This window comes from Cupriavidus sp. 09_S30 (assembly GCF_056930435.1).
In genome coordinates this window covers 1,213,007-1,230,569 of sequence record NZ_JBXOWI010000002.1, presented here as the reverse complement: position 1 = coordinate 1,230,569, position 17,563 = coordinate 1,213,007, and the positions used below count along the sequence as shown (strand labels likewise).

14 protein-coding genes are annotated in these 17,563 nt (G+C 69.5%); 9 read left to right on the top strand and 5 right to left on the bottom strand.

Annotation, left to right across the window (positions count from 1 at the left end):
- The first annotated feature begins 344 nt into the window (after positions 1–344).
- On the top strand, positions 345–1,085 hold the full coding sequence (locus tag AC1Z3O_RS25675) for a response regulator transcription factor (protein ID WP_483518767.1): 741 nt from the start codon (positions 345–347) through the stop codon (positions 1,083–1,085).
- Here AC1Z3O_RS25675 and AC1Z3O_RS25670 read toward each other — a convergent pair.
- Positions 1,082–2,905 (bottom strand): EAL domain-containing protein, encoded by a 1,824-nt coding sequence (locus AC1Z3O_RS25670; protein ID WP_483518765.1) that lies wholly within the window; start codon positions 2,903–2,905, stop codon positions 1,082–1,084. The two genes, AC1Z3O_RS25675 and AC1Z3O_RS25670, sit on opposite strands and share 4 nt — an antisense overlap.
- Positions 2,906–3,166: 261 nt before the next feature.
- Here AC1Z3O_RS25670 and AC1Z3O_RS25665 point away from each other — a divergent pair, with 261 nt between their 5' ends.
- From AC1Z3O_RS25665 to AC1Z3O_RS25645, 5 genes are all read left to right on the top strand, one after another.
- Positions 3,167–4,771, top strand: coding sequence for a methyl-accepting chemotaxis protein (locus tag AC1Z3O_RS25665; RefSeq protein WP_483518763.1), 1,605 nt, complete (start codon positions 3,167–3,169; stop codon positions 4,769–4,771).
- A 271-nt stretch (positions 4,772–5,042) separates the two neighbouring features.
- Positions 5,043–5,378, top strand: coding sequence for a hypothetical protein (locus AC1Z3O_RS25660; protein WP_483518761.1), 336 nt, complete (start codon positions 5,043–5,045; stop codon positions 5,376–5,378).
- 264 nt (positions 5,379–5,642) lie between these two features.
- Complete coding sequence (locus AC1Z3O_RS25655) at positions 5,643–6,236, top strand: HAD domain-containing protein (protein WP_483518759.1); 594 nt, start codon at positions 5,643–5,645, stop codon at positions 6,234–6,236.
- Between the two features lie 282 nt (positions 6,237–6,518).
- Positions 6,519–8,084, top strand: coding sequence for a class I adenylate-forming enzyme family protein (locus AC1Z3O_RS25650; RefSeq protein ID WP_483518757.1), 1,566 nt, complete (start codon positions 6,519–6,521; stop codon positions 8,082–8,084).
- Between the two features lie 24 nt (positions 8,085–8,108).
- A complete protein-coding gene (locus AC1Z3O_RS25645) occupies positions 8,109–8,951 on the top strand; it encodes an IclR family transcriptional regulator (protein WP_483518756.1) in 843 nt (280 codons plus the stop codon).
- 181 nt (positions 8,952–9,132) lie between these two features.
- On the opposite strand, the gene AC1Z3O_RS25640 is transcribed toward AC1Z3O_RS25645, so the two are convergent.
- The 4 genes from AC1Z3O_RS25640 to AC1Z3O_RS25625 all read right to left on the bottom strand — a co-directional run bounded on the left by AC1Z3O_RS25640 (position 9,133) and on the right by AC1Z3O_RS25625 (position 14,582).
- Positions 9,133–10,206, bottom strand: coding sequence for an Ldh family oxidoreductase (locus AC1Z3O_RS25640; RefSeq protein WP_483518755.1), 1,074 nt, complete (start codon positions 10,204–10,206; stop codon positions 9,133–9,135).
- A 38-nt stretch (positions 10,207–10,244) separates the two neighbouring features.
- The gene (locus tag AC1Z3O_RS25635) at positions 10,245–11,243 is read right to left on the bottom strand and encodes a Bug family tripartite tricarboxylate transporter substrate binding protein (RefSeq protein ID WP_483518753.1); all 999 of its coding nucleotides are present in this window, start codon (positions 11,241–11,243) and stop codon (positions 10,245–10,247) included.
- A 55-nt stretch (positions 11,244–11,298) separates the two neighbouring features.
- Positions 11,299–12,729: an FAD-binding oxidoreductase gene (locus AC1Z3O_RS25630; RefSeq protein WP_483518751.1), complete on the bottom strand. Its 1,431-nt coding sequence runs from the start codon at positions 12,727–12,729 to the stop codon at positions 11,299–11,301.
- 152 nt (positions 12,730–12,881) lie between these two features.
- Positions 12,882–14,582, bottom strand: coding sequence for a thiamine pyrophosphate-binding protein (locus tag AC1Z3O_RS25625; RefSeq protein WP_483518749.1), 1,701 nt, complete (start codon positions 14,580–14,582; stop codon positions 12,882–12,884).
- A gap of 265 nt (positions 14,583–14,847) precedes the next feature.
- Here AC1Z3O_RS25625 and AC1Z3O_RS25620 point away from each other — a divergent pair, with 265 nt between their 5' ends.
- The 3 genes from AC1Z3O_RS25620 (at position 14,848) to AC1Z3O_RS25610 (ending at position 17,492) form a co-directional block, all read left to right on the top strand.
- A complete protein-coding gene (locus AC1Z3O_RS25620) occupies positions 14,848–15,837 on the top strand; it encodes a Bug family tripartite tricarboxylate transporter substrate binding protein (RefSeq protein ID WP_483518748.1) in 990 nt (329 codons plus the stop codon).
- 160 nt (positions 15,838–15,997) lie between these two features.
- The gene (locus AC1Z3O_RS25615; protein ID WP_483518746.1) at positions 15,998–17,089 is read left to right on the top strand and encodes a malate/lactate/ureidoglycolate dehydrogenase; all 1,092 of its coding nucleotides are present in this window, start codon (positions 15,998–16,000) and stop codon (positions 17,087–17,089) included.
- A gap of 28 nt (positions 17,090–17,117) precedes the next feature.
- Positions 17,118–17,492, top strand: a complete 375-nt coding sequence (locus AC1Z3O_RS25610) for a 5-carboxymethyl-2-hydroxymuconate Delta-isomerase (RefSeq protein ID WP_483518744.1) — start codon at positions 17,118–17,120, stop codon at positions 17,490–17,492.
- The last annotated feature ends 71 nt before the right edge of the window (positions 17,493–17,563 follow it).

Genomic DNA, 17,563 nt, shown 5'->3' with positions numbered 1-17,563 from the left:
CGAGGGCCCGCAGGGCCCGCTGCCGGGCGGATGCCTGTTTTTTGGGCACGCCGATGGAAATGCGCATCCAGTGGCGCATAGGCCGACGCAGGCGAAGGTTATCCACACAAATTGTGGATAAAACCTGTAACACGCGACCCAAATGTATTAAAACAAAGGCAACATTTGCCGCAACTGCCGCGGCTGACCGGAATCGGTGGTCTCCGACAAGCATTTCGGACCATTCCGATGCCCGTGGCGCACGCCCGCGCCTAAGCTAGATGGCTGTTCCGGGGCCGCGCGCCGCGCCCCGGCATTCCATCCATTGGCGATCCCGATCGCAGCCTCCTGCTCCGAATCCTTCCATGTCAGCTTCCCTGCCCATCGCCCTGCTGACGGGGAACGCGCTGCAAGCCGGCCCCCTGTCCAATATCCTGTCCGCCTCCGGCTTTGCGTGCCAGACGTTCCGCCACAGCGCCGACCTGCAGCGCGGTCTCGGCCATGCCTCCTTTTCGCTTCTGCTGATCGCGTTTGCGGCACCGGAGGCGCACGTCATCGACGTGATCCGCACCGTGCGCCGCGCCCATTCGCGCAATGTGCCCATTCTCGTGCTGTCCGAGACCGACGACGAGGATCACGTGGTCGAGGCGCTCCATGCGGGCGCCGATGACTTCGTCGCCACACCGCTGCGCGTGCGCGAACTGCAGGCTCGCGTGCTGGCCTTGAGCCGCCGCAAGCACCCCCGCGTGCGCCAGCCCGACGACCTTCACGCGGGCGCGTACACACTGCACTGCCACACGCAGCGGGCCACGCTGCACAACGGCCAATGCATCACGCTCACGCCTAAGGAATTCGAACTGGCCATGCTGATGTTCGACAATACCGGCCAGATCGTCTCGAACGCGCGCATCGAGAAGGCTGTCTGGGGCCAGGACTTGCCGCCGCTGTCGCGCGCCTTGTCCGGACTGGTGGCACGCCTGCGCCGGACGCTCCAGCTATACAAGGCCAACGGCGTCGTGGTGTCGGCCATCTACGGCCGGGGCTACCGTCTCGACGTGCTCCCGGGCGGAGCCGGCGATGCCCCCTGCCCGCCCGCGGTGGACTAGGACTGCGGCAACCGCGCCGTCATCGGCTGCGCGCCCGGCGCGCCCAGGTCGATCACCACGAAGCCGTTGGGCGAGCGCTTGGCCTCGCGCTTGGCGGTCGCGGCGGCGCTGCCGATCAGACTGCTGCCCTGGCGACGCAGGCTGGCCATGCCCGCCGTCCCCACACGCACCGCGCCGACGGCCATCGATACGGTCGGGAAGAAAGCCGGCCGCCCATGGCGGTCTTCCGCATGGATGCCGCCAGCCGCCTGGGCCGGCGGCGGATACATGGCGCGCGCGATGGCGTTGAAATGGTCGATGGCTGCACGCACCCGCCCGGCCCAGTCGGCGCTCTGGTACAGCACCAGGAAATCATCGCCCCCTACGTGGCCAAGGAAATCGCGCGCCGGATCACAGGCCTGCGCCAGGATTGCCGCGGCCCCCTTGAGCATTTCGTCCCCCTTCCAGTAGCCGTACTGGTCGTTGTAGGGCTTGAAGTGGTTCAGGTCCACGTAGCAGGCATGGAACTCGTTGCCGGCGGCGATCAGCCGGTCGATGTGCTGGTTCAGCGGGATATTGCCGGGCAGCAGCGTGAGCGGATTGGCGTGGCGCGCGGCCTGCATGCGGATATCGGTGATCGCGCGCACCAGGTCGTCGCCGGTGCCGAGCCCCAGGTAGCGGCCCTGCTCGGTCACGATGAAGCCGTCGGCCAGGGCGCGCTGGCTGGCGCGCGCCAGCGCCTGGGCCATCTCTTCGATGCTGGCATGCCGATCGAAGCAGATCGGCTCACGGTTGGCCTGCACCACGCAAGCCTTGCGTCCATAGAGTTCGCGATGGAACGGCGCCGCGTAGCGATCGATGAATTGCTGCCGGTTGATGATGGCGATGGGCTTGCTCGCTTCGTCCACCACCGCCACGGCCTGCAACAGCGGATGCGCGTGAAAGCAGCTCAGGACCTCGTCGTTGACCGTGCGCGGGCTCACCGTCGGCGCACCCTGCATCAGGGATCCGGCGCTCAGGCCCGACCAGCCCGAGCTGACCATCTGCGGAAATACCGCGATCTGGCGCGAGGCCAGCGCGCGCAGCGCATGCGGCGACACCTCGGCCGCGGGGCGCGCCTGCGGCCGCCCGAGATAATAGCCCTGGGCGCTGGGTACGCCGAGATCGCGGATTACGCTGAACTCGTCCTCTTCTTCCACGCCCTCAGCGATCACATGGCCGCCGAAGGCGCCCACCATGCGCAGCACGGCGCGCAGGATCTCGAGGCGCCGGGAGCAGGTGGCGATGCCGCGCACCAGTGATTTGTCGATCTTGACGTAGTGCGGCGAGAGCTGGGCCAGCAGGTCCAGGTTGGCGTGGCCGGTGCCGAAATCGTCGAGCGCGTACTGCATGCCCATGCCGCGCAGCACCTCCATGGCCTCTGCAAAGGCAACGACATCGCCGATCGGGGTCTGCTCCGTGACCTCGATCACGACGCGGTCCGCCGCCGCGCGCTGCCCCAGCAGCGCGGCCATGGCACGCCCGCGCTCGGCCAGCAGGTGGCGCAGCGACAAGGGGCTGAAATTGAGGAACAGCCGCCCCGGCAAGCCCTGTTCCTGCCATGCCGCCAGCGCGGCGCGCGCCGCGTGCAGTTCCAGTGCGATGGTGCCGACGCTGTCGCGCGCCAGTCCAAACAAGGCTTCGGGACTCTCATGCGCCGCCCCCGCCGGACCGCGGACCAGCGCCTCATAGCCGAGCAGTTCCCCTTCGCGCAACTGCACGATGGGTTGGAAAACGGCGTGCACGGACGGCAGGCCAGGCAGCGCGGACCGCAAGGCCGGCGCGGAATCGGCGGTAGGCATGATGTGTAGCGAACAAGCTGACGGTCTGCGGCGCAGACGCCGCAGGCATTTCATGACACAAACATGACAAAGACGTGACAAAAGAAGATCTCATGAATGATTAGTGAATGTCATGCTTACGTCACAAAGTTGCGGCACCATCGCCGCCAGCAAACCCATGCTGCCGTCGACCGCGCGGGACAGGCGCCCGAAAAGATGCCGGCGCGGCGCATGGCCAGGGTCAGCAGCAAGTCGGGCCTCGGCCCGCGGGGAGCTTCTTTCGTGATTCAAGCCATCAAACTAAGCCTGGCGCGCCGGCCGCATCTCGCCGCCCCCGCCTGGCTGGCGCGCATGCCGCTGGCCGCGCGCCTGTGCGCAGCCTTCGCGCTGGTCTATCTGTTCGGCGCTGCGGTCGGGCTGAGCGGCATCCTCAACCTGGTGTCGATCAAGCAGATGACCGACACCCTGTACCAGCGCGACATGACCGGCGCCATCGCTGCGGCCCACGCACAGACTGCGCTAGAGCAGATCGGCCGCGCCCAGCTAGCGCTGACCATGGCCACGAGCAGCAGCGAGCGCGACGACGCCGCAACCGAAATCGATGCCGCCCTGCGCCGGCTGGACACCGCCTTCGACAAGGTGAAACACGCCGCGCCGGACCGCATCGAGGCGCTGCAGAGCGAGCGCGCGGCCGCCGGCAAGCTGATCGCCGACTACGTGGCCCTGGTCAAGCGACAGCCGCTCGACACGCTGCAGTTCGACAGCGCCGTTTCGGTCGACGGCCATTTCGTCGGCGAGGCGCTGCAGAAGCTCAGCGGGCACATGGAGACCCTGCGCCAGCAGCAGGAACACCAGGCGGCCGAGACCGTCGACCATGTGGCAGGCAAGCAGGTCGCCGCCCAGACGGTGACGGCCGTGTTGCTGGTGGTCAGCCTGCTGGCAGCCATCGGCCTGGCCTGGCTCGCCGCGCGCAGCCTGACCGCCGAACTGGGCGGCGAGCCGCGCGCGGCGGCCCAGGTGGCCAACCGGATCGCCTCCGGCGATCTCACGGCGACGATCCCCCTGCGCGCCGGCGACCAGGGCAGCCTGCTGTACTTCCTCGGCGGCATGCGCGACCAGTTGGCCGGCGTGCTCGAGCGCATCCATGGCTCCGCGCAGGAAATCACCGCCGCCAGCCAGGGCGTGGCCGGCGACAACCAGCAGTTGTCCGCGCGCACCGGCGAGCAGGTGCAGGCCCTGGCCGATGCCGCGGCCAGCGTCAGCCGCCTGACCACGCTGGTACAGCAGGCCCACCAGCAGGCGCTGGAATCGAGTGAGATGGCACGGCGCGCGCGTGCCGCCACCGACGCCGGCATGGCCGTGGTGCGCGAGATGAGCGGCGCCATGGATGCTGTGCACGCCCACTCCCGCAGCATCTCGGAGATCGTCACGGTGATCGAGGGCATTGCCTTCCAGACCAACATCCTCGCGCTCAACGCCGCTGTCGAGGCGGCCCGCGCGGGTGAAGCCGGGCGCGGCTTCGCCGTGGTGGCGCAGGAGGTGCGCGCCCTGGCCCAGCGCAGCGCCACCTCGGCGCGCGAGATTGGCGCCCTGATCGGCGACGCCAGCCGCCAGATCGAGACCGGCGCGCGCCTGAGCGGCGATGTGGTGCAGGCCATGACGGGCATCGAGAGCGCGGTCGGCCACAGCCATCAGCTTGCCGACGGCCTGCGGGCGCTCGCCGAGGAGCAGGACCGCGGCATCCGCACGGTCGGTGCAGCGGTCGACCAGCTCGAACAGACGACGCAGCAGAATGCCGCCCTGGTCGACGCCCTGTCGGCCCAGGGAGCACGGCTCGACGAGCAGGCGGCCGGCCTGGCCGCCGACGTAGCCCGCTTCCGCTTCTAGCGTCGGGATCCCGCCGCATCGGCGGGGCGGCGCCGCCCGGCCGCCAGCGGCCCTGCCAAGGCCTCGCCTTCCCGCCTCCCGTTCAACCGCCGCTTGCCGGCGTCTTCTGCGGACGCACGGGTCACCCCCGTGCTCCGTGCCGGCCTATGTCCGACGGGCCGGACATGTCATTTGCGATGCACATGGATGGTCATCAAGCGCGGCGGGCACTACCCTATACGGGAAGGAGAACGCGCCACCCGTCTATGTTCACGACATGCGAGGAGAGGACATGCGAAATACCTGGCTGATCGCGATGGCATCCCTGGTGCTCGCCGCCTGCTCGCAGTTCCAGAGCACCCCGCCAGCGCCCACACCTCCACCTGCGGCCAAGCGGCCCGCGCTCCGCGCCGGCATGACCAAGCAGCAGGTGATCAACATCAAGGGCAAGCCCGACAGCCGGATCTCCGTCGCCGGTCTGGAGTGCTTCCAGTACACCTCGCCGTCGTCTGCGCCGCTGGGCACCGGGGCGCTCAGCGTGTATTTCGACTCGGCCGGCAGGGTGATCACCTTCGACGGCCGCCCTTGCAGCGAAGCGGAACTGCGCGGCTTTGCGGGCCTCGATTGAGCCCCTCACGGACGCAGGCGCCCGCCGTGGCGGCGCCGCTCAGGCTGCCATGCGCCAAGCGATGGATGGTGGCGATTGCCCGGGCGCGGCCAGTTGTGTCTGCCGGAAACAATTGATAGAAAGGCGCGATCTGTTTTTACGACTTCCGTCTAAAAGTTACACATATGTTGCAAATTATGACCCCGGGAGCACTCGGCATTCCGACTTGTGCAGCGTACGCTTGAGACACCTCAACCCGCAGCGTAAACGCACAGGAAACCAACCATGTCAGAACGCCTCATCCTGCTCGACATCCCAGGTGTCCTTTATTCGGCTAGCTCTGCTGCCCGCCTCGGCGGTACGCCGGACAGCGGTACGCTGAAGGATGTCCGCTTCTTCGACCCGCTCGCGCTGGGATTCATCCGCCGCCTGTTCGGCCTGGCCGGCGCGCGCGTGGTGGTTTCCGACGTCTGGCGCCGCGGTGTCCCCGCTGCGATCCTGCAGCAACTCGACCTCCAGATCGAAGGCATGATGCCGCCGGTGGCCGGCGGCCTCGGTGCCGAGATCGCGGCCTACTTCGCCAAACGCCCGGCGCCACAGTCCTACGTGATCCTGACCGCTTCGCCCGAGACGCTGCGCGCCGAACAGCTGCCTCACATGGTCCAGGTCGACCCCGAACAGGGACTGACGCCGGCCGGTTTCCGCAGCGCGCTCGACCTGCTCGGCGTCGGCTGCCCTTCGGGCATGTGCCTGGACGTGCAGCCCCAGCCGGAACTGGCGGCGCGGCTGCGCCAGTTGCAGCGCCTGGCCCGCATGGCGCCCCAGCGCTTCGGCATCGCCCAGGACACGGCCACCGCCACCGACCTGATCCCCTCTTGATCACCTCCTGATCGCTGCCCGGCAGCCCCTGCACGGCCCGCGCCCGGAACTTCCGGCGCGGGCCGTTTTGCTTGGCCGACCGCGCCGCCTGCCATGCCCCTGGCGAGTTTGCAGCGCTTCGCCGGTGCGGCGTGCGTGAGCGCCGCCGCCATCTTGGGATGATGTTCTGCAGTGCAGAATCATGATTCCGCATTGCAGTTGACGCACTGCAAAAGGGATGGGACCATACCGCGATCGAAAAAAGCCGGTGTCCACGCCGGATGCCCTACCGGAGACCGTCCCATGAGCAGCACCCAGCAGCCGTCCGCGGATGCCATCTCGTCCCCCAGCCAGTCCCGCCTTCAGCCTGCCCTCTCCCGCCTGCACCAGACCATCGACCCGTGGGTGGCCGAAGTGCCCGAGCGCGTGGCGCTGATGGATGCCGACCGGTCGATCCGCTATGGCGAATTGCCCGCGGCGCTGGCCGAGACCGCGCGCCGGCTGGCCGCGCTTGGCGTGCGTGGTGGCGACCGCGTGGTGCTGGTCACGGAAAACAGCGTCGGCTGCGCGGTGATCCTGCTCGCGCTCAGTGCGCTGGATGCCTGGGCCGTGCCGGTCAATGCACGCCTGTCGTCGCGCGAGATCGACAACATCGTCGAGCATGCCGGCGCGCGTGTGACGCTCTACCTCGACAATGCCTTCCCAGAAGCCCGCGAACACGGCCTGGCACGCGGCGCCGAGCGCGCCGAATGGCCGCATATCGGCCGCCTGCTGGTGGGTGCCACCAGCCAGGCCGCCGAGGCCGAACCCGTGTCCGCCGCGCCGGCCGAGCAGGTGGCGGCGCTGATCTACACCACGGGCACCACCGGTGCCTCGAAGGCGGTGATGCTGACGCACGCCAACCTGATGTTCATCGGCCGCTCGAACCGCCTGCAGGCGCGCGTGCAGCCGGGCGACCGCGTCTTCGGCGTGCTGCCGATCTCCCACGTCTATGGCCTGTCGGTGCTGCTGGTCGGCCCGCTGTCCAACGGCGCCACGGTCTACTACGAGGCGCGCTTCCGCCCGGACAAGCTGGCCCAGGCGCTGGTGGAGGAAGAACTCAGCGTGCTGCACGGCGTGCCAGCCATGTACGCCAAGCTGATCGAATGGGGCCGCGCGCAGGCCACGCCGTTGCAGGCACCCGCGCTGCGCATCGCCCAGTCCGGCGGCGCACCGCTGACGCCGGCGCTCAAGGCTGCCTTCGAGCAGAGCTTCGGCATGCCGCTGCACAATGGCTACGGCATGACCGAGACCTCGCCCACGATATGCCAGACGCGCGTGGATGCGCCACGCAGCGACTGTTCGGTCGGCCCCGCCGCGCCCGGCGTGGAGATCCGCCTGGGCGAGCCGCTACCCGACGGCAGCGGTGAACTGCAGGTGCGCGGCCCTAATGTGATGAAGGGCTACTATCGCCGCCCTGACCTGACCGCGCAGGCAATCGACGCCGACGGCTGGCTGCACACCGGCGACCTGGCCCGCATCGACGCCGACGGCGCTGTTTCCATCGTGGGCCGCGCGAAGGAAATCATCATCCACTCGGGCTTCAACGTGTACCCTGAGGAGGTGGAGCAGTCGATCAATGCCTATCCGGCCGTGCTGCAATCGGCCGTGGTGGGCCGCGCCGTCGAGGGCAACGAGGAAGTGGTGGCCTTCGTCGAGGTGCGTGCCGGCGTGGACTTCGAGACCCAGGCCCTGCGCAGCTTCCTGCGCGACCGCCTGTCGCCGTACAAGGTCCCGGCCGAGGTCCAAGTGATTGCCCAGCTGCCCGCCGCACCTTCGGGCAAGATCCTGAAGGCCAGGCTGCGCGAACTGCTGGCCGCGGCCGGCTGACCCCGGCAACCTGCGGAGAACATCATGCGCGATCAACAAGCTGGGCAAGCAGCGGCAGACAGCGAGGCGGAGGACGCCGCACCGGCCGCGCCCGAGAAAGAAGACCGCCATTTCGTCACGGCGCTGGCACGCGGGCTGGACGTGCTCGCCTGCTTCCGTTCCTTCGACACCGTGCTGGGCAATGCCGAGATCGCGCAGCGCTGCCGGCTCCCCAAGTCGACGGTGTCCCGCCTCACCCATACGCTGACCGAACTCGGCTACCTGCAACCGCTGTACGAGCCCGCGCGCTACCGCCTGGGCAGCTCGGCGCTGGCGCTGGCGCCCGCCGCGCAGCAAGGTGCCGAGGTGCTGGCCGTGGTCCGCCCGCACATGCAGCAACTGGCCGACCTGTCGCAGGGCGTGACCTCCCTGATCGTGCGCGACCGCGCGCACATGATGATCTTCGAAAACTGCCAGTCGGAGTCCTACCTGACGCTGCGCGTGGCGGTGGGCACCCGCATTTCGGGCCTGACCACGGCGGCCGGGCGTGCCTACCTGGGCGCGCTCGCCGGCAGCGACCAGCGCCGTGCCCTGGCCGCCTTCCGCGGCCGCGATGGCTTGGACGCGGCACGCGCCGACGCCATCCTCGCCACCAGCAGCGACGAGGTGAAACGGCTGGGCTGCACCACCTCCTTCGGCGAATGGCTGCCGGACGTCAACTCAATCGCCGCGGCCTTCCGCCCCGGCCCCGCGCTGCCGCCGATGACCCTCAGCTGCAGCGGCCCCACCGCCATCGTGCCGGTGGCGCATCTGCTCGACACCGTGCGTCCGCAACTGCTGGCCAGCATCCGCAAGATCGAAACGGCGCTGGGGGTGGTGGCAGGCTGAGGCAATGCCCAGGCCACGCGGTGCGCTGGGCAATCGGAACGGCCTCCATATCGCCGATCGAGATCGCCAATTCGCTTTCCAGCAAGGCTTGAACCTGCGGGGAGAACCTGATCGGGTCGAATTGTGAGGCCAGCTTGCGCGTCGCATCGGCGGCCGGCCGTGGCGGACGCGCCGCGAAATCCTACCCCGCCACCGGCGCCGGCATCGCCACGCCGTACTTCTCCAGCCACGGCAAGAGCTGCGGCGCGATGGCCGGATTGAGCGCCACGCCCTCGCGCAGTTGCCGTGCCTTGCGCGCGAGCGCGCCCTGACCTGGCAGGCGCACGGCATCGACGCCGGGGCGCGGCGGGTTGCCGGCGCAGGCTTCGGCGATCCAGCCCATCTGGTGCGCAAAGGCCTCCCCACCGGCGAAGGCCTCGGGATCGAGCACCTGAAGGAAGACCGTATTGCCCCAGCGCTTGCCCGGGTCGTCGCGGCCGTGGCCGGACAAGCCCGCGGTCAGCGCCTCCACCATCAGCGACAAGGCGAAGCCCTTGTGGCCGGCATCGAGCCCGCCCAGCGGCAGGATCGAGCCTGCGTGCGGCGGGAACAGGACGGCCGGATCGTCGCTGGGGTTGCCGTGCTCGTCGATCAGCCAGGGATGTGGCAGCCGCCGCCCTTCGCGATACAGGCGCCCGGTCAGCCCGTTGGTGGTGATGGAGGTGGACACGTCGATCAGCACCGGACCTTGCGGCGTGGGAAAGCCGACCGCAAGCGGGCTTGGCGAGAAGACCGGCCGCGTGCCGCCGAATGGCGCTACAGTCGCGGCCGCCGGCGCGGACGAGAACAGCAGCATCACGTAGCCGGCACGCGTGGCCCGTTCCAGGTAGGCGGCCAGGCACGCGATATGGTGGCTGCGCCGGATCGTCACTGTGCCCGTGCCGTAGTCGCGTGCGCGCGCCATGGCATCGTCGAGCGCGCGCAGCGTCAGCCAGGGACCGGGCAGGCGCTTGCCGTCCCAGGTAGCCACCGCAGCGCGCTCGCTGAGTACGGCGTAGTCGCCCTGCACCGCCATGCTGCCGCTCTCGATCTCGGCAAGGTAGGTCGGCAGCAGCTGCAGGCCGTGGGTGTCGTGGCCCATCAGGTCGGCCTCGACCAGGATGCCGGCCACCGCATCCGCGCGCTCGTCGGGCATGCCGGCGCGCCGCAGCAGCTTGCCGGCCATGGCGATCAGCGCGGCGCTGTCATGGCGCGGGCTCTGCGTTTCATCCTTCATGTCGCTCTCCTTGGCGGGCAGTACACCACACCGCTCGCTCAATCGGCCTCGGCCGCTACACCAGCCGACTTGATCACCTTTTCCCAGCGCTCCTTCTCCGCCAGCGCGAACGCCTGGAACTCGGCCGCCGGCTTGGGATCGGGCTCGGCGCCCGCATTGACGAGCAGCTCGCGCAGTTCCGGCTTGCGCATGACCGCCATGACCGTGTCGCTCAGGCGCGTGACGACCTCGCGCGGCGTGGCCGCCGGCGCGAACAGGCCGAACCACGAACCGGTGACGAAACCGCGCAGCCCCGCCTCCTCCATGGTCGGCACATTGGGCAGCGCATGCATGCGCTTGGCGCCCGTCACCGCCAGCGCCCTGAGCTTGCCGGCCTTGACGAAGGGCAGCGCAGTGGGCGCATTGTCGAACATCAGTTGCACCTGGCCGGCCATCAGGTCCGTATCGGCCAGCGCGCTGCCCTTGTAGGGGACGTGGATCATCGAGGTGCCGGTCATGACCTTGTACAGCTCGCCCGACAGGTGGATGGAGGTGCCCGTGCCCGACGAGGCGAAGGTGACCTTGCCGTTGGCCTGCTTCACGTAGCGCGTCAGTTCGGCCACATTGGAAGCCGGCAGTTGCGGATTCACCACCAGGATGTTCGGTACCGAGGCCACCAGCGCGACGGCGCTGAAATCCTTGACGGTATCGTAGGGCATCTTGCGGTAGAAGCTGGCATTGATGGCATTGGTGCCCACCGTGCCCATCAGCAGCGTATAGCCGTCAGGCGCCGACTTGGCGACGTAGTCCGCACCGATATTGCCGGAGGCGCCCGGACGGTTTTCCACCACCACCGGCTGGCCCAGCGCCTTCTGCAGTTCCTTGCCGATCACGCGCGCGACGATATCGGTGTTACCGCCCGGCGAAAAAGGCACGACCAGCTTGATCGGCCGTGCGGGATAGGTGTCGGCGTGCGCCGGCAGCCAGGGCGCGGCGAACAGCGCGGCAATGCCAAACAGGGCGAACAGGGCCTGGCGGCGGGGTCGGGCGGATTGCATGGGTGTCTCCTCCTTGGAATAGCGCCGGCGATAGGGCCGGCGCAGCGGCATGCCGCTACGAGGCGGTCGGGCGGTCCGGCAGCAGCCGGCCGGGATTCATCAGGCCGAGCGGATCGAGCGCGGCCTTGATCTTGTGCATCAGCGCCATTTCCACCGGCGCCTTGTAGTGGACGTTCTTGTCGATCTTGAGCTGGCCGATGCCGTGCTCGGCCGAGATCGAGCCGTTCGCCGCATGGACGGCGTCGTAGACCAGGGCCGCCACCGAGGCCGCGCAGGCGCGCGCGAACTCGGCCGGTGCCACCCCCGGCGGTGCGCTGACGTTGTAGTGCAGGTTGCCGTCGCCGAGGTGGCCGAAGGCCAGCACGCGCGCACCCGGATGGGCGGCCACGATGGCGGCACCGGTGCGCGCGATGAACGCCCCGGTGGCGGAAATGGGCACCGAGATATCGTGCTTCAGGTTGTCGCCCTCGATCGACTGCGCCTCGGGCAGGTGATGGCGCAGCCGCCACAGTGCTTCCGACTGGGCGATCGACGTCGCCACCGCCGCATCGCTCACCACGCCGGCTTCGAGCGCTGCTTCCATCAGTTCGCCGAACGCCTCGGCAGCGCGGCCCTCGCTGTGGGGATCGCTGCTTTCGAGCAGCACGTACCAGGGGCTCGGCTCCGCCAGTGGCGGCCGGCAGGCGGGGAAATGCCGCGTCACCAGCGCCATGCAGTCGCCGCTCATCAGCTCGAAGGCGGTCAGCGTGGCCGACAGCCGCTGCTGCGCCAGGGCCAGCAGCCGCAGCGCGGCCTCGGGGTCGGCCACAGCCGCGAGCGCCGTCATGCGCGCCGCCGGCAACGGATGCAGCTTGAGTGTGGCAGCGGTGATCACGCCCAGCGTGCCTTCCGCACCGATGAAGAGCTGCTTCAGGTCATAGCCTGTGTTGTCCTTGCGCAAGCCGCGCAGCCCGTCCCAGATCTCGCCGTCCGGCAGCACCACTTCCAGCCCCAGGCACAGCTCGCGTGCATTGCCATAACGCAGCACCTGCACGCCGCCGGCGTTGCTGGCCAGGTTGCCGCCGATGGTGCAGCTGCCCTCGGCACCGAGCGACAGCGGGAAGAGCCGCCCGGCATCGCGGGCGGCCTGCTGGACGTTGGCCAGGATGCAGCCGGCCTCGGCGGTCAGCGTGTTGTTGAGCGGGTCGAGCGCACGGATGCGGTTGAGGCGCGCCGTGGACAGTACCAGCGCCTCGCCACCCCGCGAGGGAATGGCGCCGCCGACCATGCCGGTATTGCCGCCCTGCGGCACCACTGGCACCCGCCGCGCCGCGCACCAGCGCACCACGCGCGCCACGTCTTCGGTGCTGTCCGGTTGCGCCACCGCCAGCGCGGCGCCCTGCCAGCGCTTGCGCCAGTCGGAAAGAAAAGGCGCGACGTCTTCCGGCGCGCTCAGCAGGCGGCCGGCGAAACTGGCGCGCAGCTCCGCCAGCAGGGCTTGGCTCATCGTTGTCTCCTTGCTTGCTTCGAGATGGCCTGGTGGCCGGGCTTTCTTCCGGCGCGTCGAGGTGCGCGCCTTTTTCTTACACGCTTCTTGCACGCTTGTCGGCGCGTGCGGCCGGTCCGTCTATTGCCTTATCGGCGGCCAGCCTGCCCGGCTCAACCCGCGATGCGCATCGCCGGCGTGATCTGGCGCGGATCGGTGACCAGCTCCAGCACTGCCGGCCGTCCCGCGGCCAGGGCACGCGCGAAGGCCGGGGCGAAGTCCTCGGTGCGATCGATGCGCTCGGCCCAGGCGCCGCAGGACTGCGCCATCTGCACGAAGTCGGGCGTGGCGATGCCGGTGCCGCTGACACGGCCCGGATAGCGCTTCTCCTGGTGCATGCGGATGGTGCCGTACATGCCGTTGTTGACCACGACCACGATGACGTTGGCGCCGGCCTGCGCAGCGGTGGCCAGTTCCTGCGGATACATCAGGAAGCAGCCGTCGCCCGCGAAGCAGACCACGGTGCGGTCCGGCGCGCGCAGCTTGGCGGCGATGGCTGCCGGCAGGCCGTAGCCCATCGCGCCGCAGGTCGGGGCCAGCTCGGTGCGGGGCCGGCGGTAGGCATAGAAACGGTGCAGCCATACCGTGTAGTTGCCGGCGCCGTTGCTGAGGATGGCGTCATCCGGCAGCACGCGGCCCAGGTGGGCGACCGCCGCACCCAGGTCGACACCGCTGAGTTCCGGGTGCGGCGCCGGCCGCGCGGCAAAGGCAAGATGGTCGGCGCGCGCCGCGGCGGTCCACTCGGCCCAGGGCGCGGCGACCGGCGCCTGCAGGCCGGCCAGCATCGCTGCGCCCGCCTCGATGCCGCTCTGGATGGCAATCTCCGGCTGGTAGACGCGGCCCAGTTCGGCGCTGTCGGCATGCACGTGGATCAGGCGCTGGCGCGGCCGCGGCGCGTCCAGCAGGGTGTAGCCATCGGTGGAGATATCGCCGAGCCGGGTACCGAAGGCCAGGATCACGTCGGCATCGCGCACGCGCTCGGCCAGGCGGGGGTTCACGCCCAGGCTCAGGTGCCCGGCGTAGTGCGCGTCGCGGTTGTCGAACACATCCTGGCGGCGGAAGGCGCAGGCCACCGGCAGGTTCCATGCGTGCACGAAACGGGAGAAGGCCGCCGCCGCCGCGTCGCTCCAGTTGGCGCCGCCGGCGATCACCAGCGGGCGCTGCGCGCCGCGCAGCGCTTCACCCAGCGCGGCGGCCTCGGCCGCCCCTGGGGACGCACTGACCGGCCGATAGGGTGCGGTGTCCGCGCAGGCGCACTCGCCATCGAGCACGTCCTCCGGCAGGGCCAGCACGACCGGGCCGGGCCGGCCCGAAGTGGCGCACTGGAAGGCGCGCGCCACCATCTCGGGAATGCGCTCGGCATCGTCGATCTCCGCGGCCCACTTGGCCATGCCGCCGAACATGGCGGCGTAGTCCACCTCCTGGAAGGCTTCGCGCCCCTTGTGTCCACGCGCAATCTGGCCGACGAACAGGATCATCGGCGTGGAGTCCTGGGCGGCGATGTGCACACCGATGCTGGCGTGGGTGGCACCGGGCCCCCGCGTGACGAAGCAGATGCCGGGCCGGCCGGTCAGCTTGCCGTCGGCCTCGGCCATATTGGCGGCGGCGCCTTCATGCTTGCACACGATCAGGTCGATGGCGGGCTGGTCGTGCAGGGCGTCGAGCACGTCGAGGAAGCTCTCGCCGGGCACACAGAAGATGCGCTCGGCGCCGTGGATGCGCAGCGCATCGACCAGGGCGCGGCCGCCGGTGCGGCGGGTGGCGGGAGCCGGCGTCAGGCTGCCGGAAGCGGGAACAGGAGGCGTGCGGGTCATATCGGAACGGTGGATCTGAGCGTTGGCGTCCCGCCCGGCGGGCGGCCCGGACGGGTTGCCGCGCTGGCGGGGAAACGGAATGCCAGCCAGTTTGCAGCCGTACCCGTGTGCGCCACCCGGCGCAAACCGCATTTCTGCTATGCATCCAGCGCAAGGCTCGCGGCTGGCGGGGCGTGTAGATTGGCGGCAGGCTGGCCTGGCCCGTGACGGCCCACGTCACCGGGCGCGCGCCGCCACCGACAAGAAAAAACAGGAGACTACCGCCATGCCCATCTCGCCCTCCCGCTACCGGGCGGCATTCGCTGCGCTTTGCCTGTCCTGCATGACTGCCGCCCTTCCCGCCCTGGCGCAGGAGAAGTGGCCGAGCAAGCCGATCAGCTATGTCGTGCCCTTCGCCGCAGGCGGCACCACCGATGTGCTGGGCCGCCTGATCGGCCAGCGCCTGTCGACGGCCCTGGGCCAGCCCGTGGTGATCGAGAACCGCGCCGGCGCGGGCGGCAATATCGGCTCGGACTACGTCGCCAAGGCCGCGCCGGACGGCTATACCCTGGTGGGCGGCACCATCAGCTCGCACGCCATCAATGTCAGCCTCTACCCGAAGATGCCCTATGACCCGGTCAAGCAATTCCAGCCGGTGGCGCTGATCGGCACCTTGCCCAATGTGCTGGTGGTCAACGCCGACAGCCCCTGGAAGAACGTACAGGACGTGATCGCCGCCGCGCGGGTGCCCGGCACCCAGGTCAGCTTCGGCTCGTCGGGCAATGGCACCTCGCAGCACCTGGCCGGCGAGCTGTTCGCCAAGCTGGCGAACGTGAAGCTGCTGCACGTGCCGTACAAGGGCAGCAGCCCGGCCATGCAGGCCCTGCTGGGCAAGCAGGTGGACCTGGTGTTCGAGAACAGCGTGGCGGCGATGCCTCTGATCCAGTCTGGCAAGCTGCGCGCGCTGGCCACCACCGGCGGCAAGCGCGCGGCCGAGCTGCCCGACGTGCCCACGCTGGCCGAAGCGGGCCTGAAGGGCTATGAGATCGTGTCCTGGCAGGCCATCTTCGCGCCGGCCGGCACGCCGATGCCGATCGTGGACCGGCTGGCCACCGAGATCGGCAAGATCATCGCGGACCCGGCGGTGCGCACGCGGCTGGCACAGATGGGCATCGAGCCCTCGGGCGCCGGCCCCGCCGAACTAAGTGCCTTCCAGAGGAGCGAGGTGGCCAAGTGGGCCCAGCTGGTCAAGAGCGCCGATATCCGCCTGGAATAGAGCGTCCTCCCCGCGCGCCGCGTGGCAGCGCAGCCCGCGGGCGCTATCATGAGGCCTCGCCGTGCTGCGCGCGTCCCGGCGCCGCGCGGCCTCCCGGCTTGAGACCAAGAGATTTCGCCAACCCGGCAAGCTCCGCTTGCGCTACGCCTTTGCCCTTCAGATGAGCGAACACCGCATTCCCACCGATGCCCTCCACCAATGGGTGACCGAGCTCTGGCTCGCCGCCGGTTCCGACGCCCGCGAGGCACGGCTGACCGCCGACCATCTGGTCGGCGCCAACCTGGCCGGCCACGACTCACACGGCGTCGGCATGATCCCCAAGTACGTGCTGTCCTGGCTGGGCGACCAGCTCCAACTCAACCAGCATGTCAGCGTGGTGCACGAGGCTGGCTCAATCCTGAGCCTGGACGGCAACCGCGGCATGGGACAGGCGGTGACCGAGGAAGCCATGGCGCTGGGCATCGAACGCGCACGCGAGCACGGCGTCTGCGTGCTGGGGCTGCGCCGCTCGCACCATCTTGGCCGGGTCGGCCACTGGGCCGAGCAGGCCAGCGCCGCCGGCATGATCTCCATCCACTTTGTCAACGTGTTGTCCAAGCCCATCGTGGCACCGCACGGCGGTTACGAGGCACGCTACGGCACCAACCCCTTCACCATCGGCGTGCCGGTGCCGGGCAAGCCACCGCTGGTGCTGGACTTCGCCACCAGCGCGATTGCGCTGGGGAAGGTGCGCGTGGCCCACAACAAGGAGGTCCCGGTGCCACCGGGCTGCCTGCTCGATGCCGCCGGGCAGCCGAGCGAAGACCCCGCCGTGATGTTCCCGCCGGCGGGCACGCCGCAAGGCGCGCTACGCAGCTTCGGCGAGCACAAAGGTTACGTGCTGGCGGTCATGTGCGAGTTGCTGGGCGCTGCCGTCACCGGCGGCCACACCATCCGCCCGGAAACGCTGACCCACGAGCATGCCGTCTGGAACAATATGCTGGCGCTGGTGTTCGACCCAGCTCGGCTGGGCAGCAGCACCAGCTTCGGCCACGAAGTGCAGGCCTTCGTCGACTGGATCCAGTCCTCGGCGCTGCAGCCCGGCTGCGACGGCATCCTGCTGCCGGGCGACCCCGAACGCGCCTGGCGCCGCGCGCGCGCCGAGTGGATGCCGGTGGATGCCGGCACCCTCGCGCAGCTCGACGACGCCGCCGCGCGCGTGCAGGCTGCGCGCGGCAAGTCGCCCGGCCCGCTGTCGCGCCTGGCCGCATGACCCTCTCCTCAAACACAACAGACGTACCATGCCTCACCTCACCATCGAACTGACCGAGAACACCCGCCTGAACTGCTCGCAGGAAGAGCTGCTCGACGAAGTCAACGCCGCGCTGCTGGCCAGCGGCCAGTTCCAGGAAGCCGACATCAAGTCGCGCTGCATCACCCTGCCCGTGTACCGCCAGGGCACGGAGGCGCGCGAGCGCGCCTTCGTCCATGCGCGCCTGTGCATCCTCGACGGACGCGAGCTGGCGGTGCGCCGCGCGCTCGGCCAGGCCGTTTGCGACGTCATCGCCGAGGCCGTGCGCCCGCTCGCCGACGGCGGCGAGGTGCAGGTCAGCGTGGAAGTGGCCGAGATGGAGCGCGCCAGCTACGCCAAGCAGGTCATTGCCGGCGCGAGCTGAGCACGAGTTGAGCACGCCCTGATGCCGGCCGGCGGCGCCCCGCCTCGCCGCCAACTAAAACAAGGAGACCC